Below are 19429 nucleotides of genomic sequence, written 5' to 3'. Positions count from 1 at the left end.
AAATATGTTCACAGGAATTATTGAAGCAGTAGGAGTTATTGAAAAAATACAGGAAAACGGAACGAATATAGACTTTACCCTAAGTTGTCCTTTTACGAACGAATTAAAAATAGATCAGAGCCTTGCTCATAACGGCTGTTGTCTTACGGTAGTTGAGATTAAAGACGATAAATATGTTGTCACGGCAATTAATGAGACTTTAGAAAAAACAAATTTAGGTAACTGGAAAGAGGGCAGTGTTGTCAATTTGGAACGTTGTATGATGATGAATGGCAGACTGGATGGGCATATTGTTCAGGGGCATGTTGACAAAACCGGAGAAATTGTAAGCATCGAAAACAAAGATGGCAGCTATTTTGTTACTGTACAATATAATTCAGAAGGTAATTTTGTTACAGTTCCTCAAGGTTCAATCACAGTAAATGGAATTAGTTTGACGGTAGCTAAGAGTGAAGATTTTCAGTTTTCTGTGGCTATTATCCCTTACACATGGGAATTTACCAATATGAATACGCTTCAGGTGGGCGATAAAGTGAATCTGGAGTTTGATATTATTGGTAAATATATTTCGAAACTAATTAATAAGCAGAATGTCGTTTAATAAATATAAAGGATATAGTTTAAGAAATCGTGTGTTTTTCGGTTTCTTACTGATATGTCTTTTAAGTGTTGCAGCTTCTTCTCTTGTTCCTTATTTCGTTTTAAGGAATAATGCGCTCCAGCAGAGTAAGATTGATATGCAGGACAAAACGAATGCGGTCATGGCGTATTTTGATTATGCTCTGAGCCGTACTTCTGTGCAAACCGGCGATCTTAAAAAAGTTTTAGGCAACAAAATATTTGAAATTGCAGATATTAATCAGCACGATATTGTTATTTATGATCTGAAAGGAAATTATCTTCTTTCCAATAAAGAGTCTAATCAGGTCGATAAAAAGAAAATTCCGCTCAAAATTGTCAACGAAATTCTTTCTAAAGAAACCCGCTATGACATTCGTGGGTATGATGCAGAAAAAGACGCGGTTTATACTTCTTCTTATTTAGTTCTTAAAAATAATAACTGGGAACCGATTGGGATTATTTATATCCCACTTTATCATAACGAATCTGCTTACATGGATGTTTTACATAAATATGTGGTTTATATTTTATTGGTAGATCTGGTTATTATTGCTTTCAGTATTTGGTTGAGTTGGGTTACCTCTAATAATTTGGCTAAAAATATTACAAAATTTTCGGATATGATCACACGTATTACGCTTTTTGAAAACGAAATGCGCCCGATCAAATATTACAAAAATGATGAGCTTAATGCTTTGGCAAGAGCTTATAATAGGATGATTCTTCAGATTCAGGATCAGAAAGAGAGGCTTCGGTTTAAAGCATCGGAAGAAGCGTGGCGCGAAATGGCAAAACAGGTTGCTCATGAAGTGAAAAATCCTTTAACGCCGATGAAGCTGACGATTCAGAATTTTGAAAGAAAATTTGATCCGAATGACCCGAATGTTACTGAGCGTGTGAAACAGATGAGCAAAACCATGGTTGATCAGATCGATGTGATTGCGACAGTTGCTTCTGCTTTTTCTGAGTTTGCAAAGCTTCCTGAAAAAAACAATGAAGTCATTAATCTTAATAACGAAATTGATGATATTCTAAGGGTTTTCAACGATGATCAGATATTTGTTCATGCCAATAAGAGCAATATTATGATTACGATGGATCGGGTTTTTCTTTCCCGAATCATCACGAATCTGGTTACCAATGCAAAGCAGGCAAAAAGTGACGACAGAAATCTTTTGGTAAATGTAGATATTGAGCAGCACCAGCGTAGAGTTATTATCTCAGTTCAGGATAACGGAATCGGAATTCCTGAAGAGATGTACGAAAAAATTTTTGAACCGAATTTCACCTCCAAAAACAGCGGAATGGGGCTCGGTTTATCAATGGTTCGCAAAATGGTGGAAGATTATAAAGGTGAAATTACCGTAAAATCTGAAGTCGGAAAAGGTTCTACATTCACGATCGCTTTACCTACCAATTTATAGTGAGGCCTTTTAAGTTTAAACAATTTGAAATTCAACAGTCAAAAGACGTCTTCCGTGTCGGAACAGACGGTGTTTTGCTGGGAGCTTTGGCTAATATTGTTAATGCTAAAAAAGTTTTGGAAGTGGGAACCGGAACCGGTTTGATTTCTTTAATGTTGGCTCAAAAAAATTCTTCTGCTGAGTTTTTAGGAATTGATATTAATGAAGAAGCTGTAAATCTTACCCGACTCAATTTTGAGAATTCACCTTTTCATCTAAGATTAAAAAATATCCATCAGGATTTTAAAAAATTTGAACCCGATGAAAAGTTTGATTTCGTTGTTTCAAATCCTCCGTATTTTGAAGAATCAGGCTCTGAAAAAGATAAATTGGCACGTCAAACTGTTGAGCTGAATTTCCAGCAATTGATTTCAAAATCTTCCAAATTACTTTCTGAAGACGGTATTTTCTCAGTGATTATTCCTTTTGAAATTGGAGGTGATTTTATAAAATTAGCTCATGAAAATCAATTGTATTTAATCCGAAAAATCAATATTAAAGGAATTGAAAATTCTAAAACAAAAAGACTCATTTTGGAATTTTCTTTAATGGAAAAAGAATTAGAAGAATCAGAATTTATTATAGAAAAAAGTCCGAGACAATACTCGGACCAATATCTTGAACTCACTAAAGAGTTTCATGTTTTTAAAGAGAAATAATTACTCAAAAAGTTCAGCCGTATCAAGTACAGAAACCTTTCCGTCTTCGCATCTGATCGCTTCTCCCGGGAAATTCTGAATCATGTGATAATCGTGAGTTGCCATTACCACCGCAGCTCCGTTTTCCAGAGCAACCTGCTTTAGTAGTGTCATAATTTCATTTGATGTTTCCGGATCAAGATTTCCTGTAGGCTCATCGGCTAAGATTAAATCAGGGTGATTTAAAAGTGCTCTTGCAATCGCAATACGTTGCTGTTCACCACCGGAAAGTTCGTGCGGCATTTTATGTTTTTTGCCTTTCATGTTTACGCTCGAAAGAACTTCATTGATGCGCTCGTCGATTTTATGTTTGTCATTCCATCCTGTGGCTTCCAAAACGAATTTCAGGTTTTTTTCAACCGTTCTGTCGGAAAGCAATTGGAAATCCTGGAAAACAATACCCAATTTTCTTCTCAGATTGGGAACGTCTGAAGCTCTTAGCTTTGCAATGTCGAATCCTACAACTGTACCAACTCCGCTGGCTAAAGGGATGTGACCATAAAGTGTTTTAAGCAGTGAGCTTTTTCCGGAACCTGTTTTCCCGATAAGGTAGCAGAATCTTCCTTTTTTTATATTAAGGTTAACATCAGAAAGAACAGTGAAGTTTTTCTGTGCAATCTTTGCGTGCTGCAGACTTACAATGCTGTCTCCGGAGATATTGGTATGTGGCATAAATCTATTTTTAGGTGCTTTTGAGAAAGCGCTTTTTCAGATTTTAAAAATAAAAAAAGATATTCTATAAACCTAAGAAATTAATATATTTTAACAACAAAAAATGCCTGAAAAAGTACTTTTCAAGCATGATTTGTATATTGTAACTAAAGAATTATCTTTTAGCTCTTGCAGAACTTACTGTTAAGCTTTTTCTTCCTTTAGCTCTTCTTGCAGCTAAAACTCTTCTACCGTTTGGTGTAGACATTCTTTCTCTGAAACCGTGTTTGTTTCTTTTCTTTCTTTCTGATGGTTGGAATGTTCTTTTGCTCATTACTATATGTTTAAGTCGTAATTATCTATTAATTTTCAGGTTGCAAATATATGCATATTTTTATTAAGTGCAAATGTTACTTGTCTTTTTTTGAAATTATTTTATGGCAATTATCTGTATATTATTAAAAAACCTTTCTGCAAAAGCCTTCCTTTGCTTTCTCAATTATTAGTCTGCAATACGTATAAAAACTTTATCTTTGGAAACTCAAATTTAAAGAAAATGTTTACACCTGCAGAGCTTTTAGAAATCAATACCCTTCTTGTACCGGAAAATAAAATTGTTATTCTTACCCATTATAATCCGGATGGAGATGCGATTGGCTCAAGTTTAGGTTTAAAACATTACTTAAAAGCTAAAGGTCTGGAAGCAGAAGTTGTTGTACCCAACGATTTTCCGAAATTCCTGAAATGGATGCCTGAAGCAAAGAAAAATATCATCGGCGAATACAAAAGAAAAGTTGCTTTTGATATAGTTAATGAAGCAGATGTTATTTTCTGTCTTGATTTTAATTCTCCGGCAAGGATCGGAATTTTAGGTGACTGGTTGATGAAAGCGAAAGCTAAAAAAATTCTTATCGATCATCATCAGCAACCTGAAGATTTTGATTTTGTGTATTCAGATACCATTATTCCGGCAACTTGTCAGATGATTTATCATTTTATTGAAGCGATGGATGACGAGAAACTGGTCAATAAAGATATTGCCGAATGTCTTTATACAGGAATTATGACCGATACAGGTGGTTTCCGTTTTCGTTCTACGAGTGCGACGACGCACAGAATTGTTGCTAATTTAATTGAAAAAGGTGCGGATCCTTCTATTATTACTTCGAATACATGGGACACGAACACGGTTTCACGTTTACATTTGCTGGCTTTAATTTTAGGACGAATTGAAGTGGTGAATGATGGTAAAGTTGCTGTTTTATATTTAACGAGAAAAGAACTTCAGGAATACGGCTTCCAGAAAGGTGATACCGAAGGTTTTGTAAACTACGGGCTAAGTATTGTCGGGGTAAGAATGGCGGCTTTCTTTATGGAAGATCTTTATGAAGATTTTATTAAAATTTCTTTCAGAAGTAAAGATGATGTAGATGTGAATCAGTTTTCGAGAAAATATTTCAATGGAGGAGGTCATATCAATGCAGCGGGAGGAAAATCAATGGAATCTTTATCTGATACAATTGAAACTTTTAAAAGCAGAATTGCGGAAGAAAATTTATAATGAAGATTACAGTCTGTCTGCCACTTTTTTATAACCTTTGTTTTCTAATTCTTTACACGTGTAATCGTAAACTTCTGCAAACATTTCGTCAAGAAAATTCTTTTTAAATAAGCTGAACTTTGTCATTTTAGGCGGGTCTAAAAAGATGTCGCAATGACTTGCTTTAGAATAAACCGATTTTGCAATGGCTAAATGCAGAATGCGGTCAAATTCTTTCATTAAACTCATGTTTTCCAAGCCGTCATAGCTGATCGAATTTACGTGTGAGCCGATAAGGAAATCGCATTTGTCGATAATCGGTTCTATCGGGAGATTGTCTAAAACTCCACCGTCAACATAAATTTTCTCACCAATTTTTACGGGAGGTAAAACGAAGGGTACGCTCGATGAGGCTAAAAGTGGTCCGAAAAGTTCACCTTCAGAGAAAAAATCTACGATACCATGGGTCATTTCTGTTGCCGCAACATAAACCGGTATTTTTAAAACTTTAAAATCATCTTCGGGAAAATGGTCGTTGAAAAGCTTCAGGATAAATTTGGAACTGAAAATTCCGTTTTTGGATAATTTTAAATAAGAACGTGAAAAAAAGGTGGTGTTTTTCACAATGTCCATCATTTCATCCGGAGTTTTCCCAAACGAATAAAATGCTCCGATAATGGATCCTGCGCTTGTTCCTGAAATGATATCCGGCTTTAAGTCATATTCTTCCAGGGCTTTGAGAACAGCAATATGGGCGATTCCGCGCATTCCGCCTCCGGAAAGTGTGAGTCCTATTACAGGTTTCTTTTTTTTGAAAGAGAATATGCCCATTTAGAATTTTAAGCCTTACTAAGATAATAATTTCAAATCATGAATATCGTTCTGCCTAAAGTTTAAAGTAAAAGTTTTTTAGGTAAGTGATGCAAAAGTTCGGTATTGATGATTTCTGCACAGATGGAAGGTTTTTCCCAATGACCATTGTGTCCGCAATCTAAAACATAAGATTTGATGTTGGTGCGATCCGGAAGATTATTGATGGTTATATCTGTTTTTACTGCATTGTCGTGTTTCCCGGCAAGAACCAAAATTTTAGCTTCTAACGTTTCTAAAATATGTTTTTTGTCGGTTCTTTCCACCATTCCTTTCACACAGGCTAAAGCTCCAAGATTATTGGTTGAAAGAGCGACTTCCAAAGCAGTTTCTATTTTTCCTTCTAAAACGTCTCTTTCATTTGGATTAAATAAATTCGGAACTCCGACTCTTGCATAATGGGCAAAAGCATCTTTTATAATTCGGTAACTTTTGATACGCTGTTCTTTTTTTTCTGCATCATCAGGAAAATAAGTGGAGAAAAATAAGGTAAGACTCTTTAAATATCCGGGAAATTTCTCGGCAAATGCCAGTGAAACATAGCCTCCCATCGAATGTCCGAGCAAATGGATTGTATTTAAATTTTGATGATCCAGAACTTTTTTTACTTCTTCTGCCATCATCTCCATGGTGTGGACTTCAGCTAAAATGTCAGATTGTCCGTGTCCCGGAAGATCGATTTTTAAAAGTGTAAAATCTTTGGAAAGATGTTTTTCGAGGTCGCTCCAGATCGAAATATTTTCCATAAAACCATGAAGCAGAACCAAAGTTTCTTTTCCGTCACCTTTTTTTTCAAAATTGAGCATAATTTTAGATTTTAATATTGAATATCGATGTAATCTACAAATCCTGAACCATTTACCATATCCTGAAGTCTGTATGTTTTTCCGCCGTCTTTAGAAGCAAATGTTTTGGTTCCTTTTCTGGTGTATGGTTTTCCGTTATCGTTTACAGAGATTTTTTGGGTAATTTCTCCGGTAAAATTCATGTGTTTGGCAGAAACTACCTGTACAAATCCTTTGATGTTTACAGAGTTATTTCCGGATTTTATACTTCCTGCAATATTGTAATTATCTCTTTCTCCCTCAATTTTTTTAAAGTCTATTGTTCCGGAATATTTCGGTGAACTGTCGTTTTGGTAAATGAATTTATGGCTTCCGTTGAAATCTTTAAAGCGGTTTTTGCTGTTCAGTGCTTTAATACTGTCGTTTATTTTTGTCGTTACAGCATTTATTGAGTCTGCAATTTTTACGCTGTCGGATTTTTTGTCTGTGCTTGTGGTTTCTTTCTTTGAGCAGGAAAAACTCAGAATTGCAATTCCGAATAAAATGAAGATGTTTTTCATCATGGGTAGAAATTTTATGCTCAAATTTATATAAAAAAAGAGCATTATAAAAATGCTCTGAGGTTTTATTTTATTACGTTTTCGTAAACTTTCTTTTCCCATGGTTTGACTTCGGCAATTCCGTATCGTTCTTTTTTGGCAATCGAAATATTATCCATCATATCTACGAAATTTTTGTAATTCGAATCGTCAGTTGGTTTTACAATGACTGTGAATATCTCTTTTTTCGGAGCTTTGGCGTAAGCTTGTGAAATGATCTTGGAAACATTCATGCCGTTGTAATCTGTTTCCTTTAAACCGGCTTCTGTTAACTCTTTTTCGTTGCTCTGATGATAAAAAATTCTGTTGTTTTCTCCGATGATAAATGTAATTTGGTTACGTTGGTCAATTACAATATTATCAGTGCGGGTAGGATTTGGATCTTTTGCAGGCAAGCCTAAATCCATGACGTTGGGTTTGGTAAAATTGGTGGTAAACATAAAAAAGGTAATCAATAAAAATCCTAGGTCAACCATTGGGGTCATGTCGATACCGATTCTTTTTTTACTCTGACGGGATTTTCCGCCTTGTTTTTCGTTTGTGATAACTTCAGCCATAATTCAGTTTTTAGTATTGAACAAATTTTCAGATTTAATGAATTATTAATTCATTGTAAAATGATTCTATGCAAAGTTTATACCTAATTATGGAATTGTTTGAGAAATTTTGATTTTATTGATTTGGAAATGCAAAAAAAGCTTATGACGATTGTATTCTCACAAGCTTTTATGATATTTTAAGAGCCTGGATTATTTCTTAATGAGCAATTTTTTAGAAAGAATATTTTTTTCTTCACTGTCAATCTGAAGAGTATACATTCCGTCTATAAATGCTGAAACATCAATAGAAATGTTTGTTTCAGAATATTTTTTACTGAAAATCTTTCTTCCTGCGGTGTCAAAAATAGCCACTGTACTTTCTCTGGGAAGATGATTGATGCGAACAATATCTTTTGCAGGATTGGGATATATTTCCGGTTTTTCAGGAACATTACTTTCATTGATTCCTAACTCTTTAGAACCACTTAGCTTTACAATCCAAAAATCTGATTGACCATAATTGCCGGTAACGTCTCCGCTGTCAGGATTTGTGCTCGAATGTCCTGCAGCAGCTAAACCTCCATCTGTGGTTGGAATAATGCTCCACGCTGTCTCATGTCCATCTCCGCCCAGAACTTTATTCCATAGCAGAGTTCCTGAATTATCCAGTTTCACAATCCAGAAGTTCGTGCCATTTTGGAGTCCAGATTCAACAATTCCCGTATTTGAAGAAATGTAGCCTGTTGCTACATAATTTCCGTCCGGAGTTTGAGCTACTGAATACGCTTGGTCATAGGTAAGGCTGCCCATTGCATTTTGCCATTGCAGGTTTCCTGCAGCATCAAGTTTTAGGATCCAGAAATCTCCTTGTCCATTATAGGTACTGTTTCCGATATTTGAAGTCGTTGTCCCGGATGCTATATAACCGCCGTCTAAAGTCTGCGCTACGGAATAGGTAATATCGTTTCCGATACCTCCGAAACGTTTTTCCCACATGATATTACCGGTTGCTCCCAGTTTTACAATCCAGGAATCTTTTACCCCTAAATAAGCGCCGGAAATATCTCCGCTGCTTTGGGAGCTGGTTTCTCCAGCGATGATATATCCTCCGTCAGTAGTTTGCTTAATGTCGTAAGCAAATTCTTCACCAGATCCGCCAAGAGCTTTTTGCCATTGTAAATTTCCCGAAGTGTCCAATTTTATAACCCAATAATCATTAAGGTACAGACTGTGATTTCCGCTAACGTCTCCATCATTTGAGCTCGTATTTCCCGTTACAATATAGCCACCGTCAGTTGTCTGTTTCACAGATTTTGCTATATCCTGATATGCACCTCCATAAGTCTTTTGCCATTCTATATTTCCTAGTGCATTCAGTTTTACAATCCAGTAATCGGCAAATCCTTTGTTAAGTGTAATATCACCGTTGGATGAAGTGGTAGATCCGGCAAGAATATATCCTCCGTCCGAGGTTAAAGAAATTGAGTTTGCCTGATCATCACCAGATCCGCCAAGAGATTTTTGCCACTGAAGAATTCCTAAAGCATCCATTTTCACAATCCAGAAATCATTATCTCCGTGATTAAACGTTGCATTTCCATCAGAAGATTTTGAATATCCTGCAGTAATATATCCTCCATCTGGTGTTTGCACAATAGATTTTGCAATTTCACTATTTGACCCGCCAAAAGATTTTTGCCATTCGATGGTTGGAGCCTGAGCTTTGGCAATGAAAGAAAAGGAAAAAATTAAAAGAATAGATTTGAAATATTTCATAAGCATTTGGTTTGGTGTGGATTATTCAAAATTAAATAAAATTATTCAAATTTTAATGAATAATTAAACTTTTACATAGGATCTGATGAAAAACAAGAAGACTCACACTTTTCAGTATGAGTCTTTAAATATATCTTGAACTTCTATTTATTATTCTTGAAGTAATTTACACCACATTCTAAGAATTTTTTGAATTTCTCTTTTTCCATATATCCGGAAACCGGTGTGTTAATTACTTTTCCGTCCGGAGTTAAAAGAACATAATGCGGCTGAGAATTATTATTAAAATTAGCAGTCTGGAATAAACTCCATCTGTCACCGATTGTTTTTACTTTTTTCACCTGTCCGTCTCCCAGATCAATTTTGGTTTTTTGATCTTCAGGAAGTTCTTCTTTGTCATCTACATAAAGTGAAGCAAGAACAACATCGTTTTGAAGAATTGGTAAAATATCCGGTTCGCTCCATACAAACTCTTCCATTTTACGGCAGTTTTCGCAACCATAACCTGTGAAGTCTATTAAGATCGGTTTTTTCTCTTTTTTTGCCAATTCGATGGCAGCGAAGAAATCATGTTCAGGGTGCATTCCCAGAATTCCGTCTTTTTCGTCATGGAAATAACTTACATTTAGTGGAGGCAAAATTCCGCTTAACAATTGCAGTTTTGGTCTTTCGGCAGGAATTATTCCCTGAATCAAATAAACAATAAATCCAATTCCTAAAACACCAATGATTTTTCTTGTTAGAGAAATTTTAGGCTTCTTATCATCATGTGGAAATCTTATTAATCCGAATAAATAAATAACCAATCCGATAGCAACCACAATCCATATTGCGATGAATAATTCTCTTTTAATTAAGAATGTTTTAGAAACCAAATCTGCTTTTGATAAGAATTTTAAAGCCAAAGCCAATTCTACAAAACCTAAAACAACTTTTACGGTATTCATCCAACCTCCTGATTTCGGAAGACTTTGTAATGCTTGCGGGAATAAGGCCAGTAAACCGAATACAATTGCCCAAGCTAAACCAAAACCTCCTAAAGCAAATGTCAACAGCATCGGAACGTTTGCCGAACCTGTAATGGCGCTTCCCAATAAACTTCCCAAAATAGGTCCTGTACAAGAGAAAGAAACGATTACTAAAGTTAAAGCCATGAAGAAAATACCGATCATTCCGCCTGCTTCTTCAGCTTTTGAAGATTTGTTGGCAATCGAACTTGGCAAAGTAATATCGTAATATCCGAAGAAACTTCCTGCGAAGAAGATAAAGATGATGAAGAATACAATATTCAACCAAACATTCGTAGAAATTTCATTAAAAATATTTCCTGCAATTCCGTCAATTAAATGGAAAGGAACACTCAATAAAACAAAGATTAAAAGAATGAAAAATCCGTAAATCAGTGCATCTCTTTTTCCTTTTGCCGGGTTTTTATTTCCTTTTGTAAAGAAAGAAACCGTCAACGGGATCATCGGGAAAACGCATGGAGTCAGCAAAGCAATTAACCCCCCAAGGAAACCCAATAAAAGATACGTCCAATAATTTTCATCGATTTTTGATGAGCCTGTTCCGCAATCTGTCAAAGGTTTTGCAATATCAATAGAAGCAATTTTTAATTGTTTCGGGTCAAGTTTTGGGGCGTCTGTAACAGTAATTTCTCCTTTTGCAGGATTTTCAACTAGTGTTTCAGTGGTTTTTACAGAATCTTTTGCCGGCTCTATTTTTTCATCAATTGCAGTTTCTGCGGTTCCATTCGGAGTAACTGTTTTATTGAATTCTAAAGTATTCGGAGCAAGACAAACCCGGTCATCACAAGTTTGGTAGGTGATTTCTGCAACAACATCTCCTAGTTTTGTAGGATCTTTTAGTTTGAATTTTTGCTTAAAACCTGCGGAATTTGAATAATAAATAATGGTTCCTCCAAAAGCTTCAGAAAATTCTTCATGCTTTTTCCCTATTTCCTGAAATTTTCCGATCAGTTCAATGTTTTTCCCCGAAACCACATATTCTGTAGGAATTCCTGTATCTTCCGGAATATCTCTTGAATAAATGTGCCATCCGCTTTCCAGTGTTGCGTTCAGAACGGCTTCGTACTGATTATTGCCAAGATCGTTGACTGCGAATTTGAATTTTACGGGATTTTTGATTTGTGCATTGATTCCTGTTGCCAAAAACAATAGAATCAGTAAAAACCAGCTTTTAAATTTCATTTTACTTTCGATTAAAAATTGTGAGAACTTTTTGGGTTTTCTCATCTTTTGCGTATCGTCTGTCTTGCCTGAACGGAATTATGCCTAAAACATTATCGTCTCCGTCACTTAGCAGCCAGATTTTTTGCTTCGCTAAAATAGACAATTTTTCGTCCTTAAAAAACTTAGAAACTTTCTTTTTCCCCGAAAAATCATTCGGGTAGAATAAGTCTCCTTCTTTTTTGGTGCGAAGTTTTAGCGGATGCGTGATTTTTTCGGCATCAAATTCCCAATTGAAGTCTTTATTGATTTCTTCGATGAGCTCAATGGACTGCGAAATGTCGATGCTAAAGTGATTTTGATGCGATTCTGTGGTATTGGTTAAAACGATTTCTTCCTGAATTTTAATGTTGGGATTTAATTCAATGAAAATCAATTCGTTTCTGTTGATGATTAATTTATATTCTTTTGAATAAAATATACTTCCGGTTTCAGCAATGAAGATTTTCTGAATTTCTCCGGGTTGATTGAATCCGTATTTTTTTAAAATTTCAAATTGAATAAATTCAGTTTTATGATTCAGTTTTTCTTTATTTAAAATAGTGTTTTCTTCAGATTCAATTAAAATATTTTTTTCAATTTCTTGAATTTGATGATGAACAAAATCTTTAGTCTGACTTAAATACGAAATGCTTTTTCTGAAATTTTCTAAAAACTGTTCGTTGGTCTCCGAAAGTTTCGGGACGATTTCATTTCTGATTTTATTTCTCAGGTAATCATTTTTTTTATTGGAAAGATCTTCCCGGAAATCAATTTTGTTTTCCTCTGCAAATCTGTAAATTTCTTCTTTTGAAAAATTTAGTAAAGGTCGAAGAATATTATTTTCATTTGCCGGAATTCCACTTAAACCATTTATTCCGGAAGCTTTTGAAAGATTGATGATAAAAGTTTCTAATTGGTCGTTCAGATGATGAGCTGTCACCAGAAAATTTAAATTCTCTTTTCCCTGAATCTCTTTAAAAAACCGGTAACGAAGTTCTCTTGCCCAAAGCTGAATAGAATTTTCAGGCTTTTCATCTTTCTTCGAAACTTCATATAAATGAAATTTAATATTATTTTTTTCGCAAAAATCTTCCACTACTTTCTGATCCGAATCCGAATCTTCCCCACGAAGTTTATAATTAATGTGCGCAACCTGAAATTGGTATCCAAAATCCCGTAATTCATTAAACAGATATGCTAAAACCATAGAATCTGCACCGCCGCTTACCGCCAAAAGATAAGTTTGGTTGTCAGATAATTGGGTGAGGTTTTGAAGCTGTTTTTCGAAAGCGGATCGTGAAAGCGTCATGCTTAGAATTTCTTTTGTACAAAGATAAACCATATTATTAAAATGAATTTTGTTACCTTTGAGATCGTTTAAAAAGTTTATTTATGAAGATTTTTAAAATTTTAATGGCTTCGGCAGTGGTGTTGGGAATGACATCTTGTGTAAGTAAAAAACAGTATGATGCTCTTAGTGGCAACTACAAACAGTGTATTGAAAATATTGGCGAAAGACAGCGTGAGATTCAGGATCTGAAAGGTCAGAATTCTACGTTGACAGCAGAAAACAACCTTTTGAAAAGTCAGCATGATGCTTTGAAATCATCTTTGGATGCATGTCTTTCAAATACGGGGAAAAGCTCTGCAAATATTGATAAATTGGTTGGAGAGATCAATGCTTCAAACTCTTATATCAAACAGCTTATTTCAGCAAATGCTAAGAATGACAGCTTGAATTTAGCTTTATCAAACAAACTGAAAAGATCTTTGGATAATGTTGCGGATCAGGATGTTCAGGTGAAAGTTCTTAAAGGAGTGGTAATGATTTCATTATCAGATAATATGCTTTACAAAACAGGTGATTACAATGTTTTGCCGGCTGCTCAGGAAGTTTTGGGTAAAGTAGCTAAAGTAATCAACGATTACGACAAATATTCTGTACTCATTGAAGGTAACACAGATAATGCACCTTTAAGTTCCTCTAATCTTCCGAGAGACAACTGGGATCTTTCTGCATTGAGAGGTACTGCCGTAGCGAAAGTTTTACAGTCACAGTTCGGAGTTGATCCTTCAAGAATCACTGCAGGTGGCCGTTCTGAGTATAATCCTAAAGCGACAAACATGAGCGTTTCGGGAAGAGCAGAGAACAGAAGAACGGAAATCATCATTATGCCTAAGCTGGATGAATTCATGAAGTTGATGGATATTAAAGAAAAGAAATAAAGAATTAAGCTCCAAAATAAAATTCCGATAAGTAATTATCGGAATTTTTTTGTGTTTTTTTCAGACTACATCTTCTTTTTTCAAAAGCTGTATAATCTGTTTTAAAAATTGACTGCGTTTGCTATTTCGGGTAGTGTTTGTTGCGGAAGGAGAAGTTTTTGTGTTTTTTTGGATTCCTTTCGCAGCGGATAAATTTATTTTCGTCTCCATAATAGTATTTACCTCGTTTTTTTAAAGCAGTGATGCAAAGGTAACTGGGAATGGTGATGTAAACAATCCGTGTTTTTACGGTAATTTTCATTTGTGTTTCGATTTTCATTGAGCGCACCGATTTATTTTAATTAAATTTGAACAAATAAAAAATAATGAGCTTTTTTGAAGAAAAAAATCCTGAAATGGATAGGTATTTAGAAAATCATGCCTCATCAGAGCCTGAAATTCTAAAAAAATTGAGAAGGGAAACTTTTCAGAAGACGACTCAGCCACACATGATTTCCGGTTATCAGCAGGGAAGGCTTTTAACCATAGTTGCTCAGATGATGCAGCCAAAAAATGTTCTGGAAATCGGAACGTTTACAGGTTATGCCACACTCTGTTTAGCGGAAGGATTATCATCGGAAGGAAAAATTACAACACTTGATGTAAACGAGGATCTTGCTTATTTGCCAAGGAAATATTTTTCTGAAAGTGAATATTCAAACCAAATTAATTTCAAGATCCAGGATGCAAAAGAGTTTTTAAGAAATACGGATGAGGTTTTTGATCTGGTTTTTATTGATGCCGATAAAGAAAATTATGCAGAATATTTCAGATTGATTAAACCTAAAACAAAATCGGGTTCTGTCGTAATGTTTGATAATGTCTTATGGTATGGAAAGGTGTTAGATGAAAACCCGAAACAGAAATCTACTCAGGTTATCAAGGAGCTTAATGATTTGGTGGCAAAAGATGAAGATTTTGAAAATCTTATTTTACCTTTGCGAGACGGAGTAAATTTCCTGAGAAGGAAGTAATTTGAGGTTGGATGGTCAAGATTTTACAGCGTTATTTTGTCAACCTAAGCCTCAACCCTAATCTATAATTGAAAATATAAATGAATAAAGGAATTTGTGTCGTGACCGTTGCACCTGTTCGTGCTGAAAATTCAGATAAGGCAGAAATCGTTACCGAAATTTTGTTTGGCGAAAGTGCAGATATTCTGGAAGTGAATAAAAACTGGACTAAAATAAAAATGCACTACGACGGATACGAAGGCTGGATGGATACCAAACAGATCAAGCCGGTAACCGACGAATATCTTGCCAACAGAAAAGTAACCTTAATTACAGAAGACTTTTCTTCGATAATGACCAATGATGGAAAAACACTTCTTTCAATGGGTTCTGAAGTTGAATTTCCTGCCGTTGCATCAAGACGTAGTCATGATGTGAGAGAAAGTATTGCTTTAACAGCGAAAGAATTTTTGAACATTCCTTATTTGTGGGGTGGGAAAAGTTTTTTTGCGGTAGATTGCTCCGGTTTTGTGCAATTGGTTTACAAAATTCATCATGTGAAAATGCCGCGGGATACTTATCAGCAAGCAGAAGTTGGTGAAGCTTTAACTTTTGTCGAAGAAAGCCAACCCGGTGATTTAGCTTTTTTCGAAAATTCTGAAGGAAAAATTATTCACGTAGGAATTATGCTCGAAAACCAAAAGATCATTCATGCTTCAGGGAAAGTAAGAATTGATACGCTTGATTCTTCGGGAATTTTTAATAAAGAATTGAATAAGCACACGCATAAATTAAGAGTCATTAAAAGCATTTTATAAATTTCTATGGGAAGCGTAATTTTTAGCGTATTTGATGTACTGAATTTGATTTTAGTTCTGCTATTGTGGATCTACACTTTGAAAATATATAAAAAGCTTCCCGAAAAAATCCCGACTCACTTTGATTTTGAAGGAAAACCGGATCATTTTGGTAAAAAGCGATTTGCTTTTTTATTACCGGTTTTATCAGCAATCTTCTATATTGCTTTTATTTTTATCAGCAAATTTCCTGAGACAGGTAATTTCCCGGTTGAGATTACGGATGTCAATTCATCTGCTCAGTTTTTCATTATGATTCTTCTGATGAAAGGGCTTTTATTCTTTATTTTATTATTATTTTTAAATATTCAGGATTATACGTTTCGTTATAGCTTTAATGCGGAGTCAAAAGCAAGAGTTCCTATTTTAATATTTATACCTTTTATTTTTTTAAGTGTCATGGCTGCGATAATTGCAGCTTACGTATATAGATAATTTTTAAAACTAAACATGAAAACCACAAAAACATTAGCTCAGATTTCAAATTCAAAAAGTTTCCAGCTGTCGGAAATTTTGGTGAGCTGGCAATATTATACAGAAGAAACAGTAATTTTAGCATATTCTGAAATCAAAAGGAGAGGAATTCAGATCAATGAAGAAATTGAAAAACTGATTACAGCATTTGCTGTAGCTCAGGGAAAGCCGATTGATCAACTCGAAGCTGAATTTTTTGAAAGTAAAAATGTAGAAAATTATCAGGAATACCATAACTCATTACCACAGTTTTCTGAAACAGTTACCGAAGAAAACAAAAAGCTTGAAAAACTAAGAAGAGATCAGGCATTCCAAAGAGAAGTTTTTGAAAAAAAACAGGCCAATAAAGATATTCTTTATGGCGGACTTTGGTTTGTTGGCGGACTTGCCATTACTTTAGCTTCTCTCGCAAGCGGAAAGGGTGGTTTTATTGCTTACGGAGCGGTGATCTTCGGTGGAGTTCAGTTTTTTAGAGGTTTAATGAAAAATTGATGACTTTTTTATATTCTATATTTGTGCATCTTCTCATGTTCGGAATGCAAGTTTTATCGTTGTTTCATGATAAAACTAAAAAGGGCGTTGAAGGAAGAAAGCAATCCTTAAATATTGTAAAATCTGCATTTTCAAAATCTGACAAGGTTTTATGGATGCATGCTGCCAGTCTGGGAGAATATGAACAGGGGCTTCCTGTTTTAGAAAAACTCAAAGAAAATTTCCCGGATCATAAAATTCTGATTACCTTTTTTTCGCCATCGGGTTATGAAAATGTCGCAAAGAAAAAACATATTGCAGACGCTGTTTGTTATCTCCCTTTCGATAAAAAGAATACTATAAAAGAATTTGTTTCTCAATTTAACTGCGAATTGTTTTTCACGGTAAAATACGATTACTGGTACAATCTTTTAGCAGAACTTAAAAATCAGAATGTAAAAACTTTTGTGATCTCGGCATTGTTTTATGAAAGCCAATCTTTCTTCACAAGCTACGGAAGATGGTTTGTAGAACAACTGAAAAAAAATATGACCTGGTTTTTTCATCAGACGCATCATTCATATGTTTTGGCTAAAAGTATTGGTCTACTAAATTCTTCGGTAACCGGAGATACCCGATTTGACAGGGTAAAACAACTTAAGCTTAGAAATAATCATGTTGATTTTATTGAAGAATTTATTGGCGGAAAAAAAGTGATTGTTTTTGGAAGTTCTTGGCAGGCTGAAGAAAAAATTGCAAAAATTATTTCTGAAAATAATGAAGATTTAAAAATAGTCATCGCTCCTCACGACTTAAAAAGAGTAGAGCATTTAAAAGAAATTTTCCCTGAAGCGTTGTTGTACAGTGAATTGAAAAACGCTCAAACTCTCAAACTCTCAGACTCTCAAACCTTAATTATTGATAGTATAGGATTGCTCTCCAAGCTTTATTCTTATGGTGGTATTGCTGTTGTCGGTGGCGGTTTTCACGATGCGGGACTTCATAATATTCTGGAAGCAGCAACTTTCGGTGTTCCTGTAATTTTCGGAAATCATTACAAAAAAAATCCGGAAGCAGATGATCTGATTGTTGCAAAAGGAGGGGCGTCTTTTGAAGATGAAAATTCTGCAGCCAGATTTGTTTTAAATTTAGTTAAGGATGAGAATTTGCTCAAAGAAATGTCTGAAAACGCGGCTGGATTTGTTGAAAAACAGCCGAACTCTACCGAATTGATTATTAGTAAGATTTTGTCACTTTAAAAATCCCTGACTTTTAATATCCTTAATAATCAGGTCAAAATGATCAGGAATTCTTTCGACATTAAACCAATTAAAATCGATTCCATTATTAATGAAAAGTTTTTCGAGATAAATATTGCTGGTTACTTTTTCATGTACGGTTGAAAGAAGTTCGTCTATTTCCATCCAGTAATCTTCATCGAGTTTTTTAGTTAACGCTAAAGCTTTTACAATTTTATTGATGATATAGAGGTAAAGTTTATAAATGTCATTGAATCTCTGTCTGCTCAGTTTATCGTTGTATTCTAAAATCTGATTAATTAAAAATAAATTCAAAGAAACATCACCGAATTTATCGGTTGTTACCTTTACATGTTCTGTAATTTCTGCACTGATCTTGCGAATCAGAACAACGAAATATTTTTGATTGCTAATATATTTTGCAGCATATTCTACTTTCTCCTTCACGATTTCTTCCATCTGGTCACGTTTCTGATCGGTAGTTTCTTCATCGATTAATTCGAAATACAATTTTTTAGAAAGAATTTTGTCTTTTTTCAGTAGCCTGAAAATTAACCGGTCTTTTTCAATATTTGAAAGTTGGCTTAAAGCTGCTTTAAATTCTTTAGAATACTCCATTAATTAAATATTTTAGAATATTTCATAAATCCGTTCAGTGCCCAGTTTGCTGTGTAATATAAAGATTTTACAGTAGAAAACCCCATGAAATCTTTATACACAAGATATTGATCTTTAATGATATTTTTTTTCTTTCTGGAAACACTGTTTTTACGCATTCTGTATTTTGCCATTGTCTTTTTAAGAGGATAACCTTTAGGAATCTCTTTTAATAAATTCAGCCACATCACATGATCTTCACGTTTGCTTTTTATAGGAAAGTAAAATTTCCCCACTCTTTTGGTGTCGTAAATGGTAGAAACAGGAGCAAGTCTGCAGGTTTTAAGCAAATTGGAAAACGTTACGATTTTATCTGCTTCAAAATCTTTTAAAATTGGCTCCATCGTATATTCGTCACATCTTGAATAGTTGCAATATACCAATTCTGCATTGTTTTTCTGCATAAAACAGGTCATTGTTTCAAGATATTCCGGATACCAGAGATCATCAGAGTCCAGGAATGAAATATATCTTCCCTGAGCTCTCTCAAGGCTTTTGTTACGGGCATTTCCTGCGCCGCCGTTCTTCTCGAGAACCTGTAGTTTTATTCGCGGATCATTATATTTTTTTATAATTTCAACTGTATTGTCTTCTGAGCGATCGTCGGAGATAATCCATTCCCAGTTTTCATAGGTTTGGTTAAGGACAGACTGTATCGTTTCCTCAATAAATTCAGCAGAGTTATAAGATGGCGTAATGATGGAAACAAGATCTTTCATT

21 protein-coding genes are annotated in these 19429 nt (G+C 34.8%); 10 read left to right on the top strand and 11 right to left on the bottom strand.

The window, feature by feature from the left end:
• The first annotated feature begins 4 nt into the window (after positions 1 to 4).
• From BM371_RS17880 to BM371_RS17870, 3 genes are read left to right on the top strand one after another with little or no spacing between them, the layout of a single operon-like run.
• Positions 5 to 601 carry a riboflavin synthase gene (locus tag BM371_RS17880; RefSeq protein ID WP_034679283.1) on the top strand — a complete coding sequence of 199 codons (597 nt, stop codon included), beginning with the start codon at positions 5 to 7 and terminating at the stop codon, positions 599 to 601.
• A complete protein-coding gene (locus tag BM371_RS17875) occupies positions 591 to 2045 on the top strand; it encodes a sensor histidine kinase (RefSeq protein ID WP_034678996.1) in 1455 nt (484 codons plus the stop codon). Before BM371_RS17880 ends, BM371_RS17875 begins: the two co-directional genes overlap by 11 nt.
• The gene (locus tag BM371_RS17870) at positions 2045 to 2743 is read left to right on the top strand and encodes a tRNA1(Val) (adenine(37)-N6)-methyltransferase (RefSeq protein WP_034678998.1); all 699 of its coding nucleotides are present in this window, start codon (positions 2045 to 2047) and stop codon (positions 2741 to 2743) included. The genes BM371_RS17875 and BM371_RS17870 overlap by 1 nt, the downstream gene beginning before the upstream one ends.
• Here the strand turns inward: BM371_RS17870 and BM371_RS17865 are convergent, their stop codons facing one another.
• Positions 2744 to 3454, bottom strand: a complete 711-nt coding sequence (locus tag BM371_RS17865) for a cell division ATP-binding protein FtsE (RefSeq protein ID WP_034679000.1) — start codon at positions 3452 to 3454, stop codon at positions 2744 to 2746.
• Between the two features lie 154 nt (positions 3455 to 3608).
• Entirely contained in the window at positions 3609 to 3767 is a 159-nt protein-coding gene (gene rpmH / locus BM371_RS17860; protein ID WP_034679005.1) for a 50S ribosomal protein L34, read from the bottom strand.
• A gap of 222 nt (positions 3768 to 3989) precedes the next feature.
• Here rpmH and BM371_RS17855 point away from each other — a divergent pair, with 222 nt between their 5' ends.
• Positions 3990 to 4994 (top strand): DHH family phosphoesterase, encoded by a 1005-nt coding sequence (locus BM371_RS17855; RefSeq protein WP_034679284.1) that lies wholly within the window; start codon positions 3990 to 3992, stop codon positions 4992 to 4994.
• A gap of 6 nt (positions 4995 to 5000) precedes the next feature.
• Here BM371_RS17855 and BM371_RS17850 read toward each other — a convergent pair whose 3' ends face one another.
• The 7 genes from BM371_RS17850 to tilS form a co-directional block, all read right to left on the bottom strand.
• Positions 5001 to 5804: a patatin-like phospholipase family protein gene (locus BM371_RS17850; RefSeq protein ID WP_034679008.1), complete on the bottom strand. Its 804-nt coding sequence runs from the start codon at positions 5802 to 5804 to the stop codon at positions 5001 to 5003.
• A 62-nt stretch (positions 5805 to 5866) separates the two neighbouring features.
• Entirely contained in the window at positions 5867 to 6649 is a 783-nt protein-coding gene (locus tag BM371_RS17845) for an alpha/beta fold hydrolase (protein WP_034679011.1), read from the bottom strand.
• 11 nt (positions 6650 to 6660) lie between these two features.
• Positions 6661 to 7191: a hypothetical protein gene (locus tag BM371_RS17840; RefSeq protein ID WP_034679014.1), complete on the bottom strand. Its 531-nt coding sequence runs from the start codon at positions 7189 to 7191 to the stop codon at positions 6661 to 6663.
• Between the two features lie 62 nt (positions 7192 to 7253).
• A complete protein-coding gene (locus BM371_RS17835) occupies positions 7254 to 7784 on the bottom strand; it encodes an ExbD/TolR family protein (protein WP_034679017.1) in 531 nt (176 codons plus the stop codon).
• A gap of 192 nt (positions 7785 to 7976) precedes the next feature.
• Positions 7977 to 9542 carry a T9SS type A sorting domain-containing protein gene (locus tag BM371_RS17830; RefSeq protein ID WP_051883011.1) on the bottom strand — a complete coding sequence of 522 codons (1566 nt, stop codon included), beginning with the start codon at positions 9540 to 9542 and terminating at the stop codon, positions 7977 to 7979.
• Between the two features lie 143 nt (positions 9543 to 9685).
• Complete coding sequence (locus BM371_RS17825) at positions 9686 to 11752, bottom strand: protein-disulfide reductase DsbD family protein (RefSeq protein WP_034679019.1); 2067 nt, start codon at positions 11750 to 11752, stop codon at positions 9686 to 9688.
• 1 nt (position 11753) lies between these two features.
• Positions 11754 to 13115, bottom strand: coding sequence for a tRNA lysidine(34) synthetase TilS (gene tilS, locus BM371_RS17820; protein ID WP_228376804.1), 1362 nt, complete (start codon positions 13113 to 13115; stop codon positions 11754 to 11756).
• A 50-nt stretch (positions 13116 to 13165) separates the two neighbouring features.
• On the opposite strand from tilS, the gene BM371_RS17815 reads away from it, so the two are divergent.
• From BM371_RS17815 to BM371_RS17790, 6 genes are all read left to right on the top strand, one after another.
• On the top strand, positions 13166 to 13999 hold the full coding sequence (locus BM371_RS17815) for an OmpA family protein (RefSeq protein ID WP_034679025.1): 834 nt from the start codon (positions 13166 to 13168) through the stop codon (positions 13997 to 13999).
• Positions 14000 to 14364: 365 nt separating this feature from the next.
• Complete coding sequence (locus BM371_RS17810) at positions 14365 to 15012, top strand: O-methyltransferase (RefSeq protein ID WP_034679028.1); 648 nt, start codon at positions 14365 to 14367, stop codon at positions 15010 to 15012.
• Positions 15013 to 15092: 80 nt separating this feature from the next.
• Positions 15093 to 15809 carry a C40 family peptidase gene (locus BM371_RS17805; protein WP_034679029.1) on the top strand — a complete coding sequence of 239 codons (717 nt, stop codon included), beginning with the start codon at positions 15093 to 15095 and terminating at the stop codon, positions 15807 to 15809.
• A 6-nt stretch (positions 15810 to 15815) separates the two neighbouring features.
• Positions 15816 to 16283 carry a DUF1648 domain-containing protein gene (locus BM371_RS17800; protein WP_051883013.1) on the top strand — a complete coding sequence of 156 codons (468 nt, stop codon included), beginning with the start codon at positions 15816 to 15818 and terminating at the stop codon, positions 16281 to 16283.
• A gap of 15 nt (positions 16284 to 16298) precedes the next feature.
• Positions 16299 to 16814, top strand: coding sequence for a hypothetical protein (locus tag BM371_RS17795; RefSeq protein WP_034679030.1), 516 nt, complete (start codon positions 16299 to 16301; stop codon positions 16812 to 16814).
• Positions 16814 to 18052, top strand: a complete 1239-nt coding sequence (locus BM371_RS17790) for a 3-deoxy-D-manno-octulosonic acid transferase (protein ID WP_034679031.1) — start codon at positions 16814 to 16816, stop codon at positions 18050 to 18052. The genes BM371_RS17795 and BM371_RS17790 overlap by 1 nt, the downstream gene beginning before the upstream one ends.
• Here the strand turns inward: BM371_RS17790 and BM371_RS17785 are convergent.
• On the bottom strand, positions 18044 to 18670 hold the full coding sequence (locus BM371_RS17785; RefSeq protein ID WP_034679033.1) for a hypothetical protein: 627 nt from the start codon (positions 18668 to 18670) through the stop codon (positions 18044 to 18046). The genes BM371_RS17790 and BM371_RS17785 overlap by 9 nt on opposite strands.
• Entirely contained in the window at positions 18670 to 19428 is a 759-nt protein-coding gene (locus tag BM371_RS17780) for a glycosyltransferase family 2 protein (protein ID WP_034679034.1), read from the bottom strand. Before BM371_RS17780 ends, BM371_RS17785 begins: the two co-directional genes overlap by 1 nt.
• Position 19429: the final 1 nt, after the last annotated feature.

This window comes from Chryseobacterium formosense (assembly GCF_900116415.1).
Lineage (GTDB): Bacteria > Bacteroidota > Bacteroidia > Flavobacteriales > Weeksellaceae > Chryseobacterium > Chryseobacterium formosense.
This window is presented reverse-complemented; position numbering and strand designations above follow the sequence as displayed.

Bases quoted from the DNA above. Each gene is read 5' to 3' on its own strand.
- BM371_RS17835 (WP_034679017.1), bottom strand. From the start codon at position 7,784: ATGGCTGAAGTTATCACAAACGAAAAACAAGGCGGAAAATCCCGTCAG.
- BM371_RS17810 (WP_034679028.1), top strand. From the start codon at position 14,365: ATGAGCTTTTTTGAAGAAAAAAATCCTGAAATGGATAGGTATTTAGAA.
- BM371_RS17840 (WP_034679014.1), bottom strand. From the start codon at position 7,191: ATGATGAAAAACATCTTCATTTTATTCGGAATTGCAATTCTGAGTTTT.
- BM371_RS17875 (WP_034678996.1), top strand. From the start codon at position 591: ATGTCGTTTAATAAATATAAAGGATATAGTTTAAGAAATCGTGTGTTT.
- tilS (WP_228376804.1), bottom strand. From the start codon at position 13,115: ATGGTTTATCTTTGTACAAAAGAAATTCTAAGCATGACGCTTTCACGA.
- BM371_RS17805 (WP_034679029.1), top strand. From the start codon at position 15,093: ATGAATAAAGGAATTTGTGTCGTGACCGTTGCACCTGTTCGTGCTGAA.
- BM371_RS17855 (WP_034679284.1), top strand. From the start codon at position 3,990: ATGTTTACACCTGCAGAGCTTTTAGAAATCAATACCCTTCTTGTACCG.
- BM371_RS17795 (WP_034679030.1), top strand. From the start codon at position 16,299: ATGAAAACCACAAAAACATTAGCTCAGATTTCAAATTCAAAAAGTTTC.
- BM371_RS17830 (WP_051883011.1), bottom strand. From the start codon at position 9,542: ATGAAATATTTCAAATCTATTCTTTTAATTTTTTCCTTTTCTTTCATT.
- BM371_RS17790 (WP_034679031.1), top strand. From the start codon at position 16,814: ATGACTTTTTTATATTCTATATTTGTGCATCTTCTCATGTTCGGAATG.
- BM371_RS17850 (WP_034679008.1), bottom strand. From the start codon at position 5,804: ATGGGCATATTCTCTTTCAAAAAAAAGAAACCTGTAATAGGACTCACA.
- BM371_RS17815 (WP_034679025.1), top strand. From the start codon at position 13,166: ATGAAGATTTTTAAAATTTTAATGGCTTCGGCAGTGGTGTTGGGAATG.
- BM371_RS17800 (WP_051883013.1), top strand. From the start codon at position 15,816: ATGGGAAGCGTAATTTTTAGCGTATTTGATGTACTGAATTTGATTTTA.
- BM371_RS17845 (WP_034679011.1), bottom strand. From the start codon at position 6,649: ATGCTCAATTTTGAAAAAAAAGGTGACGGAAAAGAAACTTTGGTTCTG.
- BM371_RS17880 (WP_034679283.1), top strand. From the start codon at position 5: ATGTTCACAGGAATTATTGAAGCAGTAGGAGTTATTGAAAAAATACAG.
- BM371_RS17825 (WP_034679019.1), bottom strand. From the start codon at position 11,752: ATGAAATTTAAAAGCTGGTTTTTACTGATTCTATTGTTTTTGGCAACA.
- BM371_RS17865 (WP_034679000.1), bottom strand. From the start codon at position 3,454: ATGCCACATACCAATATCTCCGGAGACAGCATTGTAAGTCTGCAGCAC.
- BM371_RS17780 (WP_034679034.1), bottom strand. From the start codon at position 19,428: ATGAAAGATCTTGTTTCCATCATTACGCCATCTTATAACTCTGCTGAA.
- BM371_RS17785 (WP_034679033.1), bottom strand. From the start codon at position 18,670: ATGGAGTATTCTAAAGAATTTAAAGCAGCTTTAAGCCAACTTTCAAAT.
- rpmH (WP_034679005.1), bottom strand. From the start codon at position 3,767: ATGAGCAAAAGAACATTCCAACCATCAGAAAGAAAGAAAAGAAACAAA.